Origin of the sequence: Citrobacter rodentium NBRC 105723 = DSM 16636, assembly GCF_021278985.1 — a bacterium.
In the GTDB taxonomy this organism is placed as follows: domain Bacteria; phylum Pseudomonadota; class Gammaproteobacteria; order Enterobacterales; family Enterobacteriaceae; genus Citrobacter_A; species Citrobacter_A rodentium.
On the sequence record NZ_CP082833.1, the window covers coordinates 1,645,596 to 1,664,958 of the forward strand.

General features: G+C 58.0%; 18 protein-coding genes, 1 rRNA gene and 1 riboswitch. Of the genes, 9 read left to right on the forward strand and 10 right to left on the reverse strand.

Annotated elements, in window-relative coordinates; translation table 11 throughout:
• Positions 1-115 precede the first annotated feature (115 nt).
• From thiH to K7R23_RS07755, 7 genes are all read right to left on the reverse strand, one after another.
• Positions 116-1,249, reverse strand: coding sequence for a 2-iminoacetate synthase ThiH (gene thiH / locus K7R23_RS07725; protein ID WP_012907755.1), 1,134 nt, complete (start codon positions 1,247-1,249; stop codon positions 116-118).
• Positions 1,246-2,016 (reverse strand): thiazole synthase, encoded by a 771-nt coding sequence (gene thiG, locus K7R23_RS07730; RefSeq protein ID WP_012907754.1) that lies wholly within the window; start codon positions 2,014-2,016, stop codon positions 1,246-1,248. The genes thiH and thiG overlap by 4 nt, the downstream gene beginning before the upstream one ends.
• Before the next feature lies 1 nt (position 2,017).
• Entirely contained in the window at positions 2,018-2,218 is a 201-nt protein-coding gene (gene thiS, locus K7R23_RS07735) for a sulfur carrier protein ThiS (RefSeq protein WP_012907753.1), read from the reverse strand.
• Positions 2,202-2,957, reverse strand: a complete 756-nt coding sequence (locus K7R23_RS07740) for a HesA/MoeB/ThiF family protein (RefSeq protein ID WP_012907752.1) — start codon at positions 2,955-2,957, stop codon at positions 2,202-2,204. Before K7R23_RS07740 ends, thiS begins: the two co-directional genes overlap by 17 nt.
• On the reverse strand, positions 2,944-3,585 hold the full coding sequence (gene thiE, locus K7R23_RS07745) for a thiamine phosphate synthase (RefSeq protein WP_024132964.1): 642 nt from the start codon (positions 3,583-3,585) through the stop codon (positions 2,944-2,946). The genes K7R23_RS07740 and thiE overlap by 14 nt, the downstream gene beginning before the upstream one ends.
• A complete protein-coding gene (thiC, locus tag K7R23_RS07750; protein WP_012907750.1) occupies positions 3,585-5,480 on the reverse strand; it encodes a phosphomethylpyrimidine synthase ThiC in 1,896 nt (631 codons plus the stop codon). The genes thiE and thiC overlap by 1 nt, the downstream gene beginning before the upstream one ends.
• A gap of 87 nt (positions 5,481-5,567) precedes the next feature.
• Positions 5,568-5,719: riboswitch (TPP riboswitch) on the reverse strand.
• Between the two features lie 51 nt (positions 5,720-5,770).
• Entirely contained in the window at positions 5,771-6,259 is a 489-nt protein-coding gene (locus tag K7R23_RS07755; RefSeq protein ID WP_012907749.1) for an Rsd/AlgQ family anti-sigma factor, read from the reverse strand.
• Between the two features lie 96 nt (positions 6,260-6,355).
• On the opposite strand from K7R23_RS07755, the gene nudC reads away from it, so the two are divergent.
• From nudC to K7R23_RS07785, 6 genes are all read left to right on the forward strand, one after another.
• Positions 6,356-7,129 carry an NAD(+) diphosphatase gene (nudC, locus tag K7R23_RS07760; protein ID WP_012907748.1) on the forward strand — a complete coding sequence of 258 codons (774 nt, stop codon included), beginning with the start codon at positions 6,356-6,358 and terminating at the stop codon, positions 7,127-7,129.
• Between the two features lie 40 nt (positions 7,130-7,169).
• The gene (gene hemE, locus K7R23_RS07765) at positions 7,170-8,234 is read left to right on the forward strand and encodes a uroporphyrinogen decarboxylase (RefSeq protein ID WP_012907747.1); all 1,065 of its coding nucleotides are present in this window, start codon (positions 7,170-7,172) and stop codon (positions 8,232-8,234) included.
• Positions 8,235-8,243: 9 nt separating this feature from the next.
• A complete protein-coding gene (gene nfi, locus K7R23_RS07770; protein ID WP_012907746.1) occupies positions 8,244-8,915 on the forward strand; it encodes a deoxyribonuclease V in 672 nt (223 codons plus the stop codon).
• A gap of 41 nt (positions 8,916-8,956) precedes the next feature.
• On the forward strand, positions 8,957-9,547 hold the full coding sequence (locus K7R23_RS07775) for a YjaG family protein (protein WP_012907745.1): 591 nt from the start codon (positions 8,957-8,959) through the stop codon (positions 9,545-9,547).
• A gap of 186 nt (positions 9,548-9,733) precedes the next feature.
• Complete coding sequence (hupA, locus tag K7R23_RS07780; RefSeq protein ID WP_001044509.1) at positions 9,734-10,006, forward strand: nucleoid-associated protein HU-alpha; 273 nt, start codon at positions 9,734-9,736, stop codon at positions 10,004-10,006.
• 12 nt (positions 10,007-10,018) lie between these two features.
• On the forward strand, positions 10,019-10,717 hold the full coding sequence (locus K7R23_RS07785) for a DUF1481 domain-containing protein (RefSeq protein WP_012907744.1): 699 nt from the start codon (positions 10,019-10,021) through the stop codon (positions 10,715-10,717).
• A gap of 84 nt (positions 10,718-10,801) precedes the next feature.
• On the opposite strand, the gene zraP is transcribed toward K7R23_RS07785, so the two are convergent.
• Positions 10,802-11,236 carry a zinc resistance sensor/chaperone ZraP gene (zraP, locus tag K7R23_RS07790; RefSeq protein WP_024132963.1) on the reverse strand — a complete coding sequence of 145 codons (435 nt, stop codon included), beginning with the start codon at positions 11,234-11,236 and terminating at the stop codon, positions 10,802-10,804.
• Positions 11,237-11,494: 258 nt separating this feature from the next.
• Between zraP and zraS the strand changes: the two genes are divergently transcribed.
• Both zraS and zraR read left to right on the forward strand, forming a co-directional pair.
• Positions 11,495-12,898 carry a two-component system sensor histidine kinase ZraS gene (gene zraS, locus K7R23_RS07795; RefSeq protein WP_012907742.1) on the forward strand — a complete coding sequence of 468 codons (1,404 nt, stop codon included), beginning with the start codon at positions 11,495-11,497 and terminating at the stop codon, positions 12,896-12,898.
• Positions 12,895-14,220, forward strand: coding sequence for a sigma-54-dependent response regulator transcription factor ZraR (gene zraR, locus K7R23_RS07800; RefSeq protein WP_012907741.1), 1,326 nt, complete (start codon positions 12,895-12,897; stop codon positions 14,218-14,220). Before zraS ends, zraR begins: the two co-directional genes overlap by 4 nt.
• Here the strand turns inward: zraR and purD are convergent.
• Together purD and purH are read right to left on the reverse strand one after the other, a co-directional pair.
• Positions 14,217-15,506 carry a phosphoribosylamine--glycine ligase gene (purD, locus tag K7R23_RS07805; protein WP_012907740.1) on the reverse strand — a complete coding sequence of 430 codons (1,290 nt, stop codon included), beginning with the start codon at positions 15,504-15,506 and terminating at the stop codon, positions 14,217-14,219. The genes zraR and purD overlap by 4 nt on opposite strands.
• Positions 15,507-15,517: 11 nt before the next feature.
• Complete coding sequence (gene purH, locus K7R23_RS07810) at positions 15,518-17,107, reverse strand: bifunctional phosphoribosylaminoimidazolecarboxamide formyltransferase/IMP cyclohydrolase (RefSeq protein WP_012907739.1); 1,590 nt, start codon at positions 17,105-17,107, stop codon at positions 15,518-15,520.
• A 624-nt stretch (positions 17,108-17,731) separates the two neighbouring features.
• On the opposite strand from purH, the gene K7R23_RS07815 reads away from it, so the two are divergent.
• A 16S ribosomal RNA gene (locus tag K7R23_RS07815) occupies positions 17,732-19,273 on the forward strand.
• The last annotated feature ends 90 nt before the right edge of the window (positions 19,274-19,363 follow it).

Below are 19,363 nucleotides of genomic sequence, written 5' to 3' on the forward strand. Positions count from 1 at the left end.
CTGGACAGCACTGCGGCTGACGGACATACCCTAAAAAAACGGGAGGCTGGCGGCAACCTCCCGTTTTCCGTTCTCCGTAGCGGCCCGGAAAAATGTTACAGGCTTACATTACGCTTCATAACCTTTGCGAGGCGCGCCCGAGAAAACTGTCCCAGTCTTTCCAGACCGGCTGTAATCCCCGGGCGATAAGCGCATCGGCAACCGTTTCGGGACGGCGGTTATCATGCGGCGCGAACTGTTCCAGCTCCGGATGTTCATCGGCATAGCCGCCGGGCTGGGTTTTCGAAAAGGCGCTGACGTTATTAATCGCCAGTGGAATAACGTGGTCGCGAAACCAGGGCGACTCGCGGGTGGACAGCGACAATTCAATTTCCGGCGCAAACAAACGAAAAGCGCAAATGGTCTGTACCAGCTGGCGTTCATCCATCAGCGAGGCGGGTTCGATGCCGCCCGCGCATGGCCGTAGCCGCGGGAAGGAGACTGAAAAGCGGCTCTGCCAGTAATGCTGCTGTAGCCAGAGCAGTTGTTCGGCCATCATGTAGCAGTCGACCCGCCAGCTGTCGGAAAGGCCTATCAGTGCGCCAAGACCAATTTTATCGATTCCGGCGCGGCCCAGCCGATCCGGCGTCTCCAGCCGCCAGAAGAAGTCCTGTTTTTTGCCCTTCAGGTGGTGCTGAGCATACTGCGCTTCGTGCCAGGTTTCCTGATACACCATCACGCCGTCAAGGCCCAGCGTTTTGAGTTCGGCATATTCCGCTTCCGCCAGCGGTTGCACCTCCATCTGCAATGAAGAAAACTGGCGGCGGATCGTGGGGAGATGACGGCGAAAATAGTCCATTCCCACTTTCGTCTGATGCTCGCCGGTGACCAGCAGTAAATGCTCAAAACCCAGCGCGCGAATGGCGGCGCACTCCCGCGCAATCTCTGCTTCATCCAGCGTCTTGCGCTTAATACGGTTGCTCATTGAAAAACCGCAGTAGGTGCAGTCGTTGGCGCAGAGATTTGAGAGATACAGCGGCACATAAAAGCTCACCGTATTGCCGAAGCGCTGACGGGTCAGCTTCTGCGCCCGCTGCGCCAGCGGTTCAAGATACGCGCTGGCTGCGGGCGACAGCAGCGCCATCATATCGTCGCGGCTGAGCCGGGCGGCATTCAGCGCCCGCTCGACGTCGGCGGGCGTTTTACTGTGGATGCGCAGGCGGATGTCATCCCAATCCAGCTGTCGCCAGCGTTCAGTGAAGGTTTTCATGCCGGAATCTCCAGAAAGCCGGTCAGCGGGCTGGTGGCGCTGGCACAGACGCTGCGGCTTCCCGGCACCGCCTGACGCGCCAGCAACCCCGCCTCAACGGCGAGGCGGAAGGCCCGCGCCATCATGACCGGATCGTCCGCCACCGCAATCGCCGTGTTTACCAGCACCGCATCGGCGCCCATTTCCAGCGCCTGCGTCGCATGACTTGGTACGCCGATCCCGGCGTCAACGACCACCGGCACGCTCGCCTGCTGGATGATGATCTCCAGCATCGCGCGGGTTTCCAGCCCCTGATTTGAGCCAATGGGCGCGCCCAGCGGCATCACCGCCGCGCAGCCGACCTCTTCCAGCCGCTTACACAGAACCGGGTCAGCACCGCAGTAGGGCAGTACCACGAATCCCTGCTTTACCAGCGCGTCGGCGGCCTTCAGCGTTTCGATCGGGTCCGGCAACAGCCAACGGGCGTCGGGATGGATCTCCAGCTTCAGCCAGTGAGTTCCCAGCGCCTCACGCGCCAGTTGGGCGGCGAAGATCGCCTCTTCCGCCGTTTTCGCCCCGGAGGTGTTGGGCAGCAGCGTCACCCCGGCCTCAATCAGCGGCGCCAGAATGGCGTCGCTATGCTGGCGTAAATCCACGCGCTTCATCGCCAGCGTCACCAGCTGGCTGCCCGACGCGCGGATGGCGTCAATCATCAGCTGCGATGAGGCGAACTTGCCCGTGCCGGTGAACAGATGTGAATCAAACGTTTTATCGGCAATACGTAACATCTCAACCCCCTGCAATAACCTGAAAAAGCAGGATCTGATCGCCTTCCTGCACGTTTTGTCGTTCCCACTGCTCGCGCGGGAGGATCTGCTGGTTCAGCGCCAGCGCGGCGCCCGGTTTGAGCTGATTCAACTGCGTCAACAGTTCCGCTACCGACAGCCCGTCTGCACACTGCAACGGTTCATCATTAAACAGGATTCGCATGTTGACCTCCGCAGACCGGGCAGCCAGTGGCGCGACGTAATGCCAGCGTGCGCCACTGGCTGGTTTTGCCGTCAAACAGGCGCAGTTCGCCGGCGGGCGTTTCAATGCCGCTGAGCAATTTGATCGCCTCCAGCGCCTGCAGTGTGCCCATCACCCCAACCACCGGGCCGAGTACGCCTGCGGTGCGACAATTGCGCTCCGGTTCGCTGTCGTCCGGCCACAGACAGCGGTAACAGCCCTGCTCCCAGGGCGGCGTCAGCACCATCAATTGTCCGCCGAAACCGACCGCGCTGGCGGTAATCAACGGCGTATTATGTGCCACGCAGACGGCGTTAATTTCCTGCCGCGTCGCCATATTGTCGGTACAGTCGAGCACCACGTCCGCCTGGGCTACCGCCTGGTTGAGCGCATCACCGTTAAGCCGCTGCGGTAACGCCACCAGTTCGATCTGCGGATTGAGTCGCGACAGCCGCTGTTGCGCGGCCTGCGATTTGGGCCGGGCGAGATCCTCGGTGGTGAACAAAATTTGCCGCTGCAGATTGCTGATGTGTACCGCGTCATCGTCCGCCAGCACCAGCGTTCCAACGCCAGCGGCCGCCAGATACAGCGCAGTTGGCGAACCTAAACCGCCCAGGCCGATAATCAGCGCCCGGCTTTCCAGCAGCGCCTGTTGTCCCTCAATAGCAATGTCGCCGAGCAGGATTTGTCGGCTGTAGCGCATAAAGTCACGATCGTTCATCACCCGCTCCTGCTAAGTCGAGTAACTGCGCCGTCGCGGTGCGCCAGTCCGCGACCCGGGTGATGGCGCTGACCACCGCAATGCTGCCAACGCCGGTAGAGAGCACTGCGGGCGCGCGCTCCAGGCTAATGCCGCCGATGGCGACGGTAGGGTAATCGGCCAGACGTTCAATATGCCGCGCCAGCTGTTCCAGACCCTGCGGCGCGGAAGGCATCTGCTTGGTTTGCGTGGGAAAGACGTGACCCAGTGCGATATACGAAGGACGTGCGGCAAGCGCCACGTCAATTTCCATATCATCATGGGTAGAGACGCCGAGACGCAGGCCCGCCGCCTGAATCGCTTTCAGATCGGTGGATTGCAGATCTTCCTGGCCCAGATGTATGCCGTAAGCGCAGTGCCTGATCGCCAGCCGCCAGTAGTCGTTGATAAACAGCCGGGCGTCATAGCGACGACCCAGCTCAATTGCCGCCACAACGTCGGCCTCTACTTCCTCATCGCGCTTATCCTTAATGCGCAACTGAATTGTCCGCACGCCAGCCTCCAGCAGACGTTCAATCCACGCGACGCTGTCGACTACCGGATACAGCCCCAGACGAAAAGGGACGGAAGGAAAATCGGGCTGATACATCACGCTTCCTCCTTACGCAGATAAATTTCGCCGCCCCTGGCGCGGAAGTTCTCCGACATATCCGCCATTCCCACTTCGATACTCTGCGCGGCGGCGTAATCGCGAACCTCCTGGCTGATTTTCATTGAGCAGAATTTTGGTCCGCACATTGAGCAGAAGTGCGCCACTTTGCCGGACTCCTGCGGCAGCGTTTCATCGTGGTACGCGCGAGCGGTAAACGGGTCGAGGGCGAGGTTAAACTGATCTTCCCAGCGGAATTCAAAGCGCGCTTTCGACATCGCGTTATCGCGAATTTGCGCGCCGGGATGGCCTTTGGCCAGATCGGCGGCGTGGGCGGCGATTTTGTAGGTAATCAGCCCCTGCTTTACATCCTCTTTGTTGGGCAGGCCGAGATGTTCTTTCGGCGTGACGTAGCAGAGCATCGCGCAGCCGAACCAGCCGATCATCGCCGCGCCAATGCCAGAGGTGAAATGGTCGTAGCCCGGCGCGATATCGGTGGTTAGCGGTCCAAGCGTATAGAACGGCGCTTCATGACAGTGCTCCAGTTCCTCGGTCATGTTGCGGCGGATCATCTGCATCGGCACGTGTCCCGGCCCCTCAATCATCACCTGTACGTCATATTCCCAGGCGATTCTGGTCAGTTCGCCCAGCGTATGCAGCTCGGCGAACTGCGCCTCGTCGTTGGCATCCTGAATGGAGCCGGGGCGCAGGCCATCGCCCAGCGACAGCGAGACGTCGTAGGCGGCGCAGATTTCGCAAATTTCGCGGAAGTGCTCATACAGAAAGTTCTCTTTATGGTGAGAGAGGCACCATTTCGCCATGATTGAACCGCCGCGCGAGACGATACCGGTCAGCCGTCTGGCGGTCATCGGCACGTAGCGCAGCAGCACGCCCGCATGGATGGTGAAATAATCCACCCCCTGTTCGGCCTGCTCCAGCAGCGTATCGCGGAAGGCTTCCCAGGTGAGGTTTTCGGCGACGCCGTTTACCTTCTCCAGCGCCTGGTAGATCGGTACGGTGCCAATCGGCACCGGGCTGTTACGCAGGATCCACTCGCGGGTTTCGTGGATATAGCGCCCGGTGGAGAGATCCATCACCGTATCCGCCCCCCAGCGCGTTGACCACACCAGCTTTTCCACCTCCTCTTCAATGGAAGAGGTCACCGCCGAGTTACCGATATTGGCATTCACTTTGACCAGAAAATTGCGGCCAATAATCATCGGTTCCGACTCAGGATGGTTGATATTGGCGGGGATAATGGCGCGACCGGCGGCCACTTCATCACGGACAAATTCCGGGGTGATATTTTCCGGCAGGCGGGCGCCAAATCCTTCGCCCGGATGCTGGTGGCGTAGCACTTCGCTGCGAATGCGCTCGCGCCCCATGTTTTCGCGGATGGCGATAAACTCCATCTCCGGAGTGATGATGCCCTGGCGGGCATAATGCAACTGCGTGACCCGACGCCCGGATTTAGCGCGCTTTGGCGTCAGCAGGCCGGTAAAGCGCAGCGCATCGAGGCCGTCATCCGCCAGGCGCTCTTTTGTATAAGCGGAGCTGCGAACGCTGAGTTCTTCGCTGTCATTACGCGCCTCAATCCACGGCTGGCGCAGCTTCGCCAGACCCTGCTGCACGTTGATGGCAATTTCCGGGTCGCCGTAGGGGCCGGACGTGTCGTATACCGGCACGGCTTCGTTCGCTTCGAACTGCGGATGCTCTTTGCTGCCGCCGATAAGCGTCGGGCTAAGCTGGATCTCCCGCATCGGGACGCGGATATCCGGTTGCGAACCGGTGAGGTAAATGCGTTTTGAATTGGGGAAAGCGGTGCCTTCCAGCGTATCGATAAAATGCTGGGCCTGAGCGCGCTGTTCGCGGCGGGTTAATGGTGTGGTAGACATAGCTCATTCCAAAAAAATTAAGGACGTGGCTTGTCAGACGACGGATGGAGTAATGGACGTGCGCCGCCCGTAAGGGCAGGGGCATAAAGCAGAATTACTCTTGTTCCCTTCGCAGGTCTTAACCTGATCAGGTTCCGCGGATCCCGAATTAACGGTCTCAGCCTTTCCCACATCGCCTTCGCGTTACCCTGAGGCATCGCGAATGCGTTTGTGGAATGCAGGCACTCCGACAAGATGATGTCCCCTCCAGCGAGGGGACGTTTGTAACCTACTCGTTAATTGCGCAGAATTCAAGCAGGGCGTTTAATTCTGGCCTGCTCATGCATGGCATCAAAGACCAGCATGATCAGCTTATCCTCAAGAACGAAACGCGCTTCCAGCGCTTCGCCGATATCCGACAGCGCCTGCTGGAACTCATAGCAATTGTCGTGATCGATGGCGGTTTCAAGGGTGGAATCGTAGTAGTCCATAATCTGCTGGGTGTTGGCTTCCAGCTGCGGCCAGATTTTGGTTGCGTTTAAAAGCTGACCATTCCCTTCCAATTTATGCAAAATACGTTCATAAATACTGAAGTGTCCGGCGGAAAGATAGTCGACCAGACTCTGACAAAAATCATCCAGCGCTTTCTCATTCAGCTGCATGTAGGATTCTTTGCCAGGCGTAATGCCAACCAGATTATAGTAAGCCACAAGCAGATGCTTACGCACGTGTAGCCAGCGATCGACCAGTTTGTTACTCCCGCCGACGCGCTCCGTCAGGTTTTCCAGCTGGTTTAGCATGATTGTCTCCGCAAGTGTAGATAAAAAACGGCTTACTCAGAGATTGTAAAAATAATGTTAACAACATGCCAGTGATGCAAAGGTAGTGCAAGAGCTATGGATCGTATAATTGAAAAATTAGATCACGGCTGGTGGATCGTCAGTCATGAACAAAAATTATGGTTGCCCTGTGGAGAATTGCCACACGGCGATGCGGCAAATTTCGATCTTGTGGGTCAACGCGCATTACGCATTGGCGAGTGGGAAGGCGAGCCGGTCTGGCTGGTGCAACAGCAGCGTCGCCACGATATGGGATCGGTCCGTCAGGTGATCGATCGGGACGCCGGATTGTTTCAGCTGGCGGGAAGGGGCGTACAGCTGGCGGAATTTTACCGTTCGCATAAATTTTGCGGCTACTGCGGGCATCCCATGCACCCGAGTAAAACCGAGTGGGCGATGCTGTGCAGCCACTGCCGCGAACGCTACTATCCGCAAATCGCCCCCTGCATCATTGTCGCCATTCGGCGCGATGACGCCATTCTGCTCGCGCAGCATACCCGCCATCGTAATGGCATCCATACCGTTCTCGCCGGCTTTGTGGAAGTTGGCGAAACTCTGGAGCAGGCCGTCGCCCGTGAAGTGATGGAGGAGAGCGGGATTAAAGTGAAAAACCTGCGCTATGTGACCTCTCAGCCGTGGCCGTTCCCTATGTCGCTGATGACCGCGTTTATGGCGGAATACGACAGCGGCGACATTGTCATCGACCCGAAAGAGCTGCTGGAAGCGGACTGGTATCGCTACGATGATTTACCGCTCCTGCCGCCGCCAGGCACCGTCGCGCGGCGGCTGATCGAAGATACGGTGGCAATATGTCGGGCTGAATATGAATGACATGATAAACTGACGGACTGACGCAATAAGGAACTGCAAAATGACCGAACTGAAAAACGATCGTTATCTGCGTGCGCTGCTGCGCCAGCCCGTTGATGTCACCCCGGTATGGATGATGCGCCAGGCGGGCCGCTATTTACCGGAGTATAAAGCCACCCGCGCCCAGGCTGGCGATTTTATGTCGCTGTGCAAAAATGCCGAACTGGCCTGCGAAGTGACGCTCCAGCCGCTGCGCCGCTATCCGCTTGATGCGGCGATCCTCTTTTCAGACATCCTGACCATTCCGGATGCGATGGGCCTTGGCCTGTACTTTGAAGCCGGAGAAGGCCCACGTTTCACCTCTCCGGTCGCCTGCAGGGCGGACGTTGACAAACTCCCCGTTCCCGATCCGGAAGACGAGCTGGGCTATGTGATGAACGCCGTGCGCACTATCCGCCGTGAACTGAAGGGCGAGGTGCCGCTGATCGGCTTTTCCGGCAGCCCATGGACGCTGGCGACCTACATGGTGGAAGGCGGCAGCAGCAAAGCCTTTACCGTGATCAAAAAGATGATGTATGCCGATCCGCATACCCTGCACGCCCTGCTCGATAAGCTGGCGAAAAGCGTCACGCTGTATCTCAATGCGCAGATCAAAGCGGGCGCGCAGTCGGTGATGATTTTCGATACCTGGGGCGGCGTGCTTACCGGGCGCGATTATCAGCAGTTTTCGCTGTATTACATGCACAAAATTGTCGATGGCCTGCTGCGTGAAAACGACGGTCGCCGCGTGCCGGTGACGCTGTTTACCAAAGGCGGCGGTCAGTGGCTGGAGGCGATGGCGGAAACCGGCTGCGACGCGCTGGGGCTGGACTGGACTACCGATATTGCCGACGCGCGCCGTCGCGTCGGGCATAAGGTCGCCCTGCAGGGCAATATGGACCCGTCGATGCTTTATGCGCCGCCAGCGCGCATTGAAGAAGAAGTGGCGACTATACTTTCTGCTTTCGGCGAAGGCGAAGGCCACGTCTTTAACCTCGGTCACGGCATCCACCAGGATGTGCCGCCGGAACACGCCGGCGCTTTTGTGGAGGCGGTGCACCGACTGTCCGCGCAATATCACCGCTAAGGAGAAAATATGGATCTCGCGTCGCTACGCGCTCAACAACTTGAACTGGCCTCATCCGTGATCCGCGAGGATCGGTTTGACCGGGATCCGCCGGATCTGATCGCCGGCGCAGACGTTGGCTTTGAGCAGGGAGGAGAGGTGACGCGAGCGGCAATGGTTCTGCTGAAATATCCCTCTCTTGAACTTATTGAATACAAAGTGGCGCGTATCGCCACGACCATGCCCTATATCCCCGGCTTTCTCTCGTTTCGTGAATATCCCGCGCTGCTGGCGGCGTGGGAACAGCTGTCGCAAAAACCCGATCTGCTGTTTGTCGACGGGCATGGCATTTCGCATCCGCGTCGGCTTGGCGTCGCCAGCCATTTCGGACTGCTGGTGGATGTGCCGACCATTGGCGTGGCGAAAAAACGCCTGTGCGGCAAGTTTGAGCCGCTCTCTGCCGAGCCAGGCGCGCTGGCGCCGCTGATGGACAAAGGCGAACAGCTGGCCTGGGTGTGGCGCAGTAAAGCGCGTTGTAACCCGCTGTTTGTGGCGACGGGGCATCGCGTCGGGCTGGACAGCGCGCTGGCGTGGGTGCAGCGCTGCATGAAAGGCTACCGCCTGCCGGAGCCGACGCGTTGGGCGGATGCCGTGGCGTCCGGGCGTCCGGCCTTCACGCGATGGCAGGAAATTCAGCCCTGATTGATGTACACTGCGGCTAATTTTCGATTCGAGATTTCATCATGTTACAAAACCCGATTCATCTGCGTCTGGAACGCCTCGAAAGCTGGCAGCACGTCACCTTTATGGCCTGTCTGTGCGAACGTATGTACCCAAACTATGCCATGTTCTGCAAGCAGACGGGGTTCGGTGATGGTCAGGTGTACCGGCGGATTCTCGACCTTATCTGGGAGACGCTGACGGTCAAAGATGCGAAGGTGAATTTCGACAGCCAGCTTGAGAAATTCGAAGAGGCGATCCCGGTTGCCGACGACTACGATCTGTACGGCGTTTATCCGGCAATTGATGCCTGCGTGGCGTTAAGTGAACTGGTGCATTCTCGTCTGAGCGGTGAAACGCTGTCGCACGCTGTTGAAGTCAGTAAGACGTCTATTACTACGGTGGCGATGCTGGAGATGACCCAGGCGGGTCGGGAAATGAGCGATGAAGAGCTTAAAGAGAACCCGGCGGTAGAGCAGGAATGGGATATTCAGTGGGAAATATTCCGGCTTTTAGCCGACTGCGAAGAACGCGACATTGAATTGATAAAAGGGCTCAGGGCAGACCTGCGTGAGGCTGGCGAGAGTAATATCGGTATAAATTTTCAGCAATAAGACACGAAAACGTGATTTAACTTCTGAATTGTCGTACCTGAAGGCTTCCCTTCCGCCCCCCGTCTGGTCTACATTTGGGGGGCGAAAAAAAGTGGCTATCGGTGCGTGTATGCAGGAGAGTGCTTTTCTGGCATTTCCGTCGCACTCGATGCTTAGCAAGCGATAAACACATTGTAAGGATAACTTATGAACAAGACTCAACTGATTGATGTAATTGCAGACAAAGCAGAACTGTCCAAAACCCAGGCTAAAGCTGCTCTGGAATCCACTCTGGCTGCTATTACTGAGTCTCTGAAAGAAGGCGATGCTGTACAACTGGTTGGTTTCGGTACCTTCAAAGTGAACCACCGTGCTGAGCGCACTGGCCGCAACCCGCAGACTGGTAAAGAGATCAAAATCGCCGCAGCTAACGTACCGGCGTTTGTTTCTGGTAAAGCACTGAAAGACGCAGTTAAATAAGACCGCGTGGCTGTGAACAGTTTTAACGAAGGGGCGGTTTCGCCCCTTTTGTCTGTCTGGCGTCGTGCGCTGACGCTGGCGGGCGCGCTGTTGCTGACAGCCTGTAGCCATAACGCTTCTCTGCCGCCTTTTACCGCCAGCGGCTTCGCTGACGACCAGGGCGCAGTGCGCATCTGGCGTAAAGACGACGCGGATGGCGTGCACTTACTTTCGGTGTTCAGCCCGTGGCGTAACGACGGCAACACCACAACCAGCGAATATCGCTGGCAGGGCGAAACGTTCTCTCTGATTGAACTCAATATTTATAGCAAGCCGCCGGAGCATATCCGCGTGCGGTTTGACGATCGTGGCGAACTGAGCTTTATGCAGCGCGAAGTCGAAGGCCATAAGCAGCAGCTTTCAAACGATCAAATCGCCTTATACCGCTATCGCGCCGAACAAATCCGCCAGACCAGCGACGCGCTGCGCCTGGGACGCGTGGTGCTGCGACAGGGGCGCTGGCACGGCGCCGAAGGCACGATAACCACCTGCGAAGGTGAAACGTTGAAGCCTGATTTAGACGCGTGGGCGATGAACCACATCGCGCGCCGCCAGCGCCATTCGTCAATGGACGTGAGCGTGGCGTGGCTGGAAGCGCCCGAAGGCTCACAGCTGTTGCTGGTGGCGAATTCCGATTTCTGCCGCTGGCAGCCGACGGAGAAAACGTTTTAACGTCGGCTGGATAGATCTGTAGGCCGGATAAGGTAACGCTACTGTCTCCAGGACTGATAAGCGTAGCGCCATCAGGCGACGTTGCTACCAGTGTCCCATTCCCCGATGACCGCCACGCCCGCCGCAGCCGCCGTAACCCATGTCTGTGCCGCGCGTTATGCCCGCCTGCGCCATCGCCACATCACGTTTTACCCGTAGCTCATCCAGCGACTGGTTTAACGACGCCATCTCTTTCGCTACCGCGTTGATTTTCGCGCTGTCCGGGGCGTTGGTTGAGAGCAGGGCGTTATACTCGTAGCGTTTGGACATCAGCTGCTGGCGCAGGGCGCTGGTCTGGTTGTAGTAATCATCATGGATTTTCTGCATCGCCGTCTGCTGTTCGGCGGTAAGCGGGCTGGCGTAGTGCGGCCCCATACCGTCGCCATTGCCCCAGTGATGACGCGCCAGCGCCGGGCTGGCGGCGAATGCCATCAGAGAGAACGCTATCAGCGTCAGGCCAGCTTTATTGTTCCGTTTCATCATTTATCCTCCTGTAGGTGGTTTCGCTTTCGGTATTGCATCTTCCGTGCCAGACACCGGCACCGCGTGTAGCGCGGGTCAGGGGAGGGAGGCTCCGACAAAAGCGAGTAAAAATGACCCGCCGGATGAACGCGGCGAGTCATTTTTACTCGTCCGGCGTCGCGGTTTGCGTGGCAGGACAGGGTTAACGGCAGCAAAAAGTGGCATGATTCCTGCTGCAAAGGCGTACACAAAGTAAGGGGAAAGGCGAAGGAGAGTATGCGACACCATAAGGATACCGTTGCGAAATGGCTCAGTGGCATCTTGCCTGCCGCCATGCTGATGCTGGTCGGGCTGTTTGCTGTGGTGGTGATCCGCGATTATGGCCGGGAAAGCGATGCCGCGCGCCAGACCCTGGTGGAAAAGGGCGACGTGCTGATACGCGCGCTGGAATCCGGCTCGCGCGTCGGGATGGGAATGCGCATGCATCATCGCCAACAGCAAACGCTGCTGGAAGAGATGGCGGGACAGCCTGGCGTGCTATGGTTTGCGGTGACGGATGTGCAGGGGACTATCCTGATGCACAGCGATCCTGCGCAGGCGGGACGGAAACTCTATGCGGCAGATGAGATGCAACGACTGCGTCCCGGCGAGGAAATGCGCTGGCGTCCTGCGGAAGCGATGGATGAGCGCGGGCAGGATGTTCCGGCGCTGGAAATTTACCGCCAGTTCCAGCCGCTGCATGCGTCAGGCAGGCACGGTATGGGAGTGATGCCGCGTTGTGAGAGTGACGATGCAAACACGCCTTCCACGCAGCGAATCATTTTTATCGCCTTTGATGCCAGCGAGTTAGCCACTACCCAGGCGCGTGAATGGCGCAATATGCTGATTATGCTGTTCGCCTTAACCGCGGTCCTGCTGGCGACGCTGATGACCTTTTTCTGGTACCGGCGGTATCTGCGTTCGCGTCAATTACTGCAGGACGAAATGAATCGTAAAGAGAAGCTGGTGGCGCTGGGTCATCTGGCGGCGGGCGTGGCGCATGAGATCCGCAACCCGCTTTCATCGATTAAAGGGCTGGCGCGCTATTTCGCCGAGCGCGCCCCGGCGGAGGGGGAAGCGCACCAGCTGGCGCAGGTGATGGCGAAAGAGGCCGATCGACTCAACCGGGTGGTCAGCGAACTGCTTGAGCTGGTAAAACCGGCGCGCTTATCGCTCCAGCCGGTAGATCTCAACGCGCTGATCGCCCACTCTTTACAGCTGGTGAGCCAGGACGCCCGTCAGCGAGAAATTGAGCTGAAGTTTACCCCCAGCGCGGGTTTGCCGCTGATCCAGGCCGATCCGGACCGGCTGACGCAGGTATTGCTGAATCTCTATCTGAATGCGATTCATGCTATCGACAGCCAGGGGACGATTAGCGTTACGGCAAGCGCCAGCGGCGATAATCGCGTTAAGATCGTCGTTGCAGACAGCGGGAAGGGGATAGCGGCGGAACAGCTGGAGGCGATTTTTACCCCCTATTTTACCACCAAAGCCGAGGGAACCGGACTGGGACTGGCGGTGGTGCACAATATTGTTGAACAGCATGGCGGGACGATTCAGGCGGACAGTCCGGCAGGCCGGGGCGCGGTTTTCACCCTCTGGCTGCCGGTGAACGCAAAACAGAAGGATTCACAAGGGTGACGGGCGAAAAGATCGACATTCTGGTGGTGGATGACGACGTCAGCCACTGCACGATTTTACAGGCGCTGCTTCGCGGCTGGGGCTACAACGTGGCGCTGGCCTACAGCGGACGTGAAGCGCTGGAAAAGGCAAGCGGCCATGTTTTCGATCTGGTGCTGTGCGATGTGCGGATGGCGGAAATGGACGGCATCGAGACGCTCAGAGAGATTAAAGCGCTGAATCCGGCGATCCCGGTGCTGATCATGACGGCATTTTCCAGCGTCGAAACGGCGGTAGAAGCGTTAAAAACCGGCGCGCTGGATTATCTGATTAAACCGCTGGATTTTGACCGCTTACAGGAGACGCTGGAGAAATCTCTTGCCCACGCCCAGGAGGTTGCCGGGGAACTGCCGTCGGTTTCCGCCAGCCAGTCTGGCATGGTGGGGAAAAGCCCGGCGATGCAGCAGTTACTGAGCGAAATCGCGATGGTCGCCCCTTCCGACGCCACGGTGCTGATTCACGGCGACTCCGGCACCGGCAAGGAGCTGGTGGCGCGCGCGCTCCATGCCAGCAGCGCGCGCAGCGACAAACCGCTGGTAACGCTGAACTGCGCGGCGCTCAACGAATCGCTGCTGGAATCTGAACTGTTCGGTCATGAAAAGGGGGCCTTTACTGGCGCCGATAAGCGTCGGGAGGGACGTTTTGTCGAAGCCGACGGCGGCACGCTGTTTCTGGATGAAATTGGCGATATCTCGCCGCTCATGCAGGTCCGCCTGCTGCGGGCGATTCAGGAGCGAGAGGTGCAAAGGGTGGGCAGCAATCAGACCCTTTCGGTGGATGTACGTCTGATCGCCGCCACCCATCGGGATCTGGCGCAGGAGGCGAGCGCCGGGCGTTTTCGTCAGGATCTCTACTACCGGCTGAACGTGGTGACGATTGAAACGCCGTCGCTGCGCCAGCGTCGGGAAGATATTCCCCTGCTGGCTGAGCATTTCCTCCAGCGGTTCGCCGCGCGCAACCGGAAAGCGGTGAAAGGCTTTACGCCGCAGGCGATGGATCTACTGATTCATTACGCCTGGCCGGGCAACATCCGCGAGCTGGAAAATGCCATCGAGCGGGCGGTGGTCCTGCTGACCGGAGAGTACATTTCGGAGCGTGAACTGCCGCTGGCGATTGCGAACCAGGCGATGCCGCTTATGCCGGCGCAGGCGATTCAACCGCTGGTGGAAGTCGAAAAAGAGGTCATTCTGGCGGCGCTGGAAAAAACGGGCGGCAATAAAACGGAAGCCGCCCGTCAGTTAGGGATTACGCGCAAAACGCTGCTGGCGAAGCTTTCGCGTTAGTTTTGCTCGCGTTCAATGGCGCGCCAGCCGATGTCTTTACGGCAGAAGCAGTCGTCCCAGTGGATATCGGCCATTAATGCGTAAGCGCGCTTTTGCGCCTCGGCCACGCTGTTCCCCAGCGCGGTGACGCACAGTACGCGGCCACCGCTGGTGATAACCTGCTCGTCATCAGCCAGTTTTGTCCCGGCGTGGAAGACTTTACCGTCCGCCACCTCTTCCAGCGGCAGGCCGTGGATCGCATCGCCCGTGCGGTAGTCGCCCGGATAACCGCCCGCCGCCATCACCACGCCCAGCGAGGCGCGCTCGTCCCATTCGGATTTTTGCGTGTCCAGCTTGCCTTCGCAGGCGGCCAGGCACAGCTCAACCAGATCGGACTTCATGCGCAGCATGATGGGCTGGGTTTCCGGATCGCCAAAGCGGCAGTTGAATTCGATCACCTTCGGATTGCCCTGCTTGTCGATCATCAGACCCGCATACAGGAAGCCGGTGTAGGTGTTGCCTTCCGCCGCCATGCCTTTTACGGTTGGCCAGATAATGCGTTCCATCGTCCGCTGATGCACCTCGTCGGTGACGACCGGCGCAGGCGAGTAGGCGCCCATCCCGCCGGTGTTCAGACCGGTATCGCCATCGCCCACGCGCTTGTGGTCCTGGCTGGTCGCCATTGGCAGCACATGCTCGCCGTCAACCATCACGATGAAACTGGCCTCCTCCCCGTCGAGGAACTCTTCGATCACAATGCGGTGGCCCGCGTCGCCAAAGGCATTGCCTGCCAGCATATCGTGAACCGCGGCTTCGGCCTCGCTCAGCGTCATCGCCACAATCACGCCCTTACCGGCGGCCAGACCATCGGCTTTGATGACGATCGGCGCGCCTTTTTCCCGCAGATAGGCCAGCGCAGGCTCGATTTCGGTGAAGTTCTGGTATTCGGCGGTCGGGATCTGGTGGCGCGCAAGGAAATCCTTGGTGAAGGCTTTGGAGCCTTCCAGCTGCGCTGCGCCCTGGGTTGGGCCGAAGATTTTCAGCCCAGCGGCGCGGAAAGTATCCACCACGCCGGTCACCAGCGGCGCTTCCGGTCCGACGATAGTCAGGTCGATCTTCTCGCGTTGGGCAAAATTCAGCAGCGCCGGAATGTCGGTGGCGCTGATTGCCACGTTTTGCAGGCCAGGTTCCAGCGCCGTGCCGGCGTTGCCTGGCGCGACAAAAACGGTTTCGACTTTCGGCGACCGGGCCGCTTTCCACGCCAGCGCGTGCTCGCGCCCGCCGTTGCCAATCACTAATACTTTCATCTCTCGCTCCATTAATGGCGGAAGTGGCGCATGTCGGTGAAGATCATGGCGATACCGTGCTCGTCGGCGGCGGCAATGACTTCATCGTCGCGGATAGAACCGCCAGGCTGGATCACGCAGCTCACGCCTACGGCGGCAGCGGCATCGATACCGTCGCGGAACGGGAAGAAGGCGTCGGAGGCCATCGCGGAGCCTTTGACTTCCAGACCTTCATCACCGGCCTTAATCCCGGCGATTTTCGCCGAATAGACGCGGCTCATCTGGCCTGCGCCAATGCCGATAGTCATATTCTCTTTCGCATAAACAATGGCGTTGGACTTCACGAATTTCGCCACCTTCCAGCAGAACAGCGCGTCACGCAGCTCCTGTTCCGTCGGCTGGCGCTTGCTGACGACGCGCAGCTCACCGTCAGTCACCATGCCCAGATCGCGATCCTGAACCAGCAGGCCGCCGTTCACGCGTTTGAAATCCAGACCCGGCACGCGCTCAGCCCACTGGCCGCAGACCAGTACGCGAACGTTCTGCTTGGCGGCAGTGATTTTCAAGGCTTCTTCCGTGGCGGACGGGGCGATGATTACCTCCACAAACTGGCGGGAGATAATCGCCTGCGCCGTTTCGGCATCCAGCTCGCGGTTGAAGGCGATAATGCCGCCGAAGGCGGAGGTCGGGTCGGTTTTATACGCACGGTCGTAGGCGTCGAGAATCGTGGCGCTGATCGCCACGCCGCATGGGTTGGCGTGCTTCACGATAACGCAGGCCGGTTCGCTGAACTCTTTTACGCACTCCAGCGCGGCATCGGTATCGGCAATATTGTTATAAGAAAGCGCTTTGCCCTGCACTTGCTGTGCGGTGGCGACGGACGCTTCTTTTACCTCTTCTTCTATATAGAAGGCGGCCTGCTGGTGGCTGTTCTCGCCGTAGCGCATATCCTGTTTCTTAATGAAGTTCAGGTTCAGCGTGCGCGGGAAGCGGCCGGAGGCTTCTTTGCTTTCGCCGTGGTAGGCCGGAACCATGCTGCCGAAATAGTTGGCGATCATGCTGTCATAGGCGGCGGTGTGCTCGAAGGCTTTGATGGCGAGATCGAAACGGGTGGCGAGGGTCAGGGAGCCTTCGTTAGCGTCCATCTCTTTAATGATGGCCTCGTAGTCGCCGCTCTTAACGACGATGGCGACATCTTTATGGTTCTTGGCTGCGGAACGCACCATCGTCGGGCCGCCGATATCAATGTTTTCTACCGCATCTTCCAGCGAGCAGCCTTCACGGGCAACGGTCTGCGCGAACGGATACAGATTCACGACAACCATATCGATAGGCGCGATGCCGTGCTGTTCCATAATGCCATCATCCTGCCCGCGGCGACCGAGGATCCCGCCGTGAACTTTCGGATGCAGGGTCTTCACGCGTCCATCCATCATTTCCGGGAAACCGGTGTAATCGGAAACTTCAGTCACCGGCAGGCCTTTATCTGCTAACAGACGGGCAGTGCCCCCTGTCGACAGCAGCTCCACACCACGTACGGAAAGTGCCTGGGCGAATTCGACGATACCGGCCTTGTCAGAAACACTGAGCAGAGCGCGGCGGACTGGACGACGTTGTTGCATGGTAAATCCCCTGGATTTGACTATTACAGAGAGCGTTAGCTGAATCTTTCGCGAAAAACTTAGCTAACGCCCCTTACGGGGCATCTTCATTTTGCCGGGCATTGTAACGAAAACGTTTGCGCAACGCTCGCGAATTTTTCGCTCGCCTGTTTAAGGGGCGTTTTTCTCTTTTCACGATCCGCTACGGGCCAGAAAGATCCGGCTGTTGATCCCTGTTTCTGTGGATAAGCTTGTGAGTAAACAGGTATAAGGCGGGGTTTTGCTGGGGAATGCAGCAGTCAGTCATTTTTCTGCAATTTTTCTATTGCGGATGCTCGGGAACTCCCTATAATGCGCCTCCATCGACACGGCGGATGTGAATCACTTCACAGAAAAACGCCGGTGGCGGTGAAGAGAAAAATCCTGAAATCAGGGTTGACTCTGAAAGAGGAAAGCGTAATATACGCCACCTCGCAACGGCGAGCTGAAAGCCGCGTTGCAACTGCTCTTTAACAATTTATCAGACAATCTGTGTGGGCACTCAAAGTGACATGGATTCTTGACGTCCCCGGACGAAAAATGAATACCAAGTCTCTGAGTGAACACGTAATTCATTACGAAGTTTAATTCACGAGCATCAAACTTAAATTGAAGAGTTTGATCATGGCTCAGATTGAACGCTGGCGGCAGGCCTAACACATGCAAGTCGAACGGTAACAGGAAGCAGCTTGCTGCTTTGCTGACGAGTGGCGGACGGGTGAGTAATGTCTGGGAAACTGCCCGGTGGAGGGGGATAACTACTGGAAACGGTAGCTAATACCGCATAACGTCGCAAGACCAAAGAGGGGGACCTTCGGGCCTCTTGCCACCGGATGTGCCCAGATGGGATTAGCTTGTTGGTGAGGTAACGGCTCACCAAGGCGACGATCCCTAGCTGGTCTGAGAGGATGACCAGCCACACTGGAACTGAGACACGGTCCAGACTCCTACGGGAGGCAGCAGTGGGGAATATTGCACAATGGGCGCAAGCCTGATGCAGCCATGCCGCGTGTATGAAGAAGGCCTTCGGGTTGTAAAGTACTTTCAGCGGGGAGGAAGGGATTGTGGTTAATAACCGCAGTCATTGACGTTACCCGCAGAAGAAGCACCGGCTAACTCCGTGCCAGCAGCCGCGGTAATACGGAGGGTGCAAGCGTTAATCGGAATTACTGGGCGTAAAGCGCACGCAGGCGGTCTGTCAAGTCGGATGTGAAATCCCCGGGCTCAACCTGGGAACTGCATTCGAAACTGGCAGGCTTGAGTCTCGTAGAGGGGGGTGGAATTCCAGGTGTAGCGGTGAAATGCGTAGAGATCTGGAGGAATACCGGTGGCGAAGGCGGCCCCCTGGACGAAGACTGACGCTCAGGTGCGAAAGCGTGGGGAGCAAACAGGATTAGATACCCTGGTAGTCCACGCCGTAAACGATGTCTACTTGGAGGTTGTGCCCCTGAGGCGTGGCTTCCGGAGCTAACGCGTTAAGTAGACCGCCTGGGGAGTACGGCCGCAAGGTTAAAACTCAAATGAATTGACGGGGGCCCGCACAAGCGGTGGAGCATGTGGTTTAATTCGATGCAACGCGAAGAACCTTACCTGGTCTTGACATCCACGGAAGACTGCAGAGATGCGGTTGTGCCTTCGGGAACCGTGAGACAGGTGCTGCATGGCTGTCGTCAGCTCGTGTTGTGAAATGTTGGGTTAAGTCCCGCAACGAGCGCAACCCTTATCCTTTGTTGCCAGCGGTCCGGCCGGGAACTCAAAGGAGACTGCCAGTGATAAACTGGAGGAAGGTGGGGATGACGTCAAGTCATCATGGCCCTTACGACCAGGGCTACACACGTGCTACAATGGCATATACAAAGAGAAGCGACCTCGCGAGAGCAAGCGGACCTCATAAAGTATGTCGTAGTCCGGATTGGAGTCTGCAACTCGACTCCATGAAGTCGGAATCGCTAGTAATCGTGGATCAGAATGCCACGGTGAATACGTTCCCGGGCCTTGTACACACCGCCCGTCACACCATGGGAGTGGGTTGCAAAAGAAGTAGGTAGCTTAACCTCCGGGAGGGCGCTTACCACTTTGTGATTCATGACTGGGGTGAAGTCGTAACAAGGTAACCGTAGGGGAACCTGCGGTTGGATCACCTCCTTACCTTAAAGAACCTGCCTTTGTAGTGTCCACACAGATTGTCTGATGAAAGTAAAGAAGCAAGGCGTTTACGCGTTGGGAGTGAGGCTGAAT

Coding starts and splice junctions, on each gene's coding strand:
- thiH (WP_012907755.1), bottom strand. CDS start 1,249: ATGAAAACCTTCACTGAACGCTGGCGACAGCTGGATTGGGATGACATC.
- thiG (WP_012907754.1), bottom strand. CDS start 2,016: ATGTTACGTATTGCCGATAAAACGTTTGATTCACATCTGTTCACCGGC.
- thiS (WP_012907753.1), bottom strand. CDS start 2,218: ATGCGAATCCTGTTTAATGATGAACCGTTGCAGTGTGCAGACGGGCTG.
- K7R23_RS07740 (WP_012907752.1), bottom strand. CDS start 2,957: ATGAACGATCGTGACTTTATGCGCTACAGCCGACAAATCCTGCTCGGC.
- thiE (WP_024132964.1), bottom strand. CDS start 3,585: ATGTATCAGCCCGATTTTCCTTCCGTCCCTTTTCGTCTGGGGCTGTAT.
- thiC (WP_012907750.1), bottom strand. CDS start 5,480: ATGTCTACCACACCATTAACCCGCCGCGAACAGCGCGCTCAGGCCCAG.
- K7R23_RS07755 (WP_012907749.1), bottom strand. CDS start 6,259: ATGCTAAACCAGCTGGAAAACCTGACGGAGCGCGTCGGCGGGAGTAAC.
- nudC (WP_012907748.1), top strand. CDS start 6,356: ATGGATCGTATAATTGAAAAATTAGATCACGGCTGGTGGATCGTCAGT.
- hemE (WP_012907747.1), top strand. CDS start 7,170: ATGACCGAACTGAAAAACGATCGTTATCTGCGTGCGCTGCTGCGCCAG.
- nfi (WP_012907746.1), top strand. CDS start 8,244: ATGGATCTCGCGTCGCTACGCGCTCAACAACTTGAACTGGCCTCATCC.
- K7R23_RS07775 (WP_012907745.1), top strand. CDS start 8,957: ATGTTACAAAACCCGATTCATCTGCGTCTGGAACGCCTCGAAAGCTGG.
- hupA (WP_001044509.1), top strand. CDS start 9,734: ATGAACAAGACTCAACTGATTGATGTAATTGCAGACAAAGCAGAACTG.
- zraP (WP_024132963.1), bottom strand. CDS start 11,236: ATGAAACGGAACAATAAAGCTGGCCTGACGCTGATAGCGTTCTCTCTG.
- zraS (WP_012907742.1), top strand. CDS start 11,495: ATGCGACACCATAAGGATACCGTTGCGAAATGGCTCAGTGGCATCTTG.
- purD (WP_012907740.1), bottom strand. CDS start 15,506: ATGAAAGTATTAGTGATTGGCAACGGCGGGCGCGAGCACGCGCTGGCG.
- purH (WP_012907739.1), bottom strand. CDS start 17,107: ATGCAACAACGTCGTCCAGTCCGCCGCGCTCTGCTCAGTGTTTCTGAC.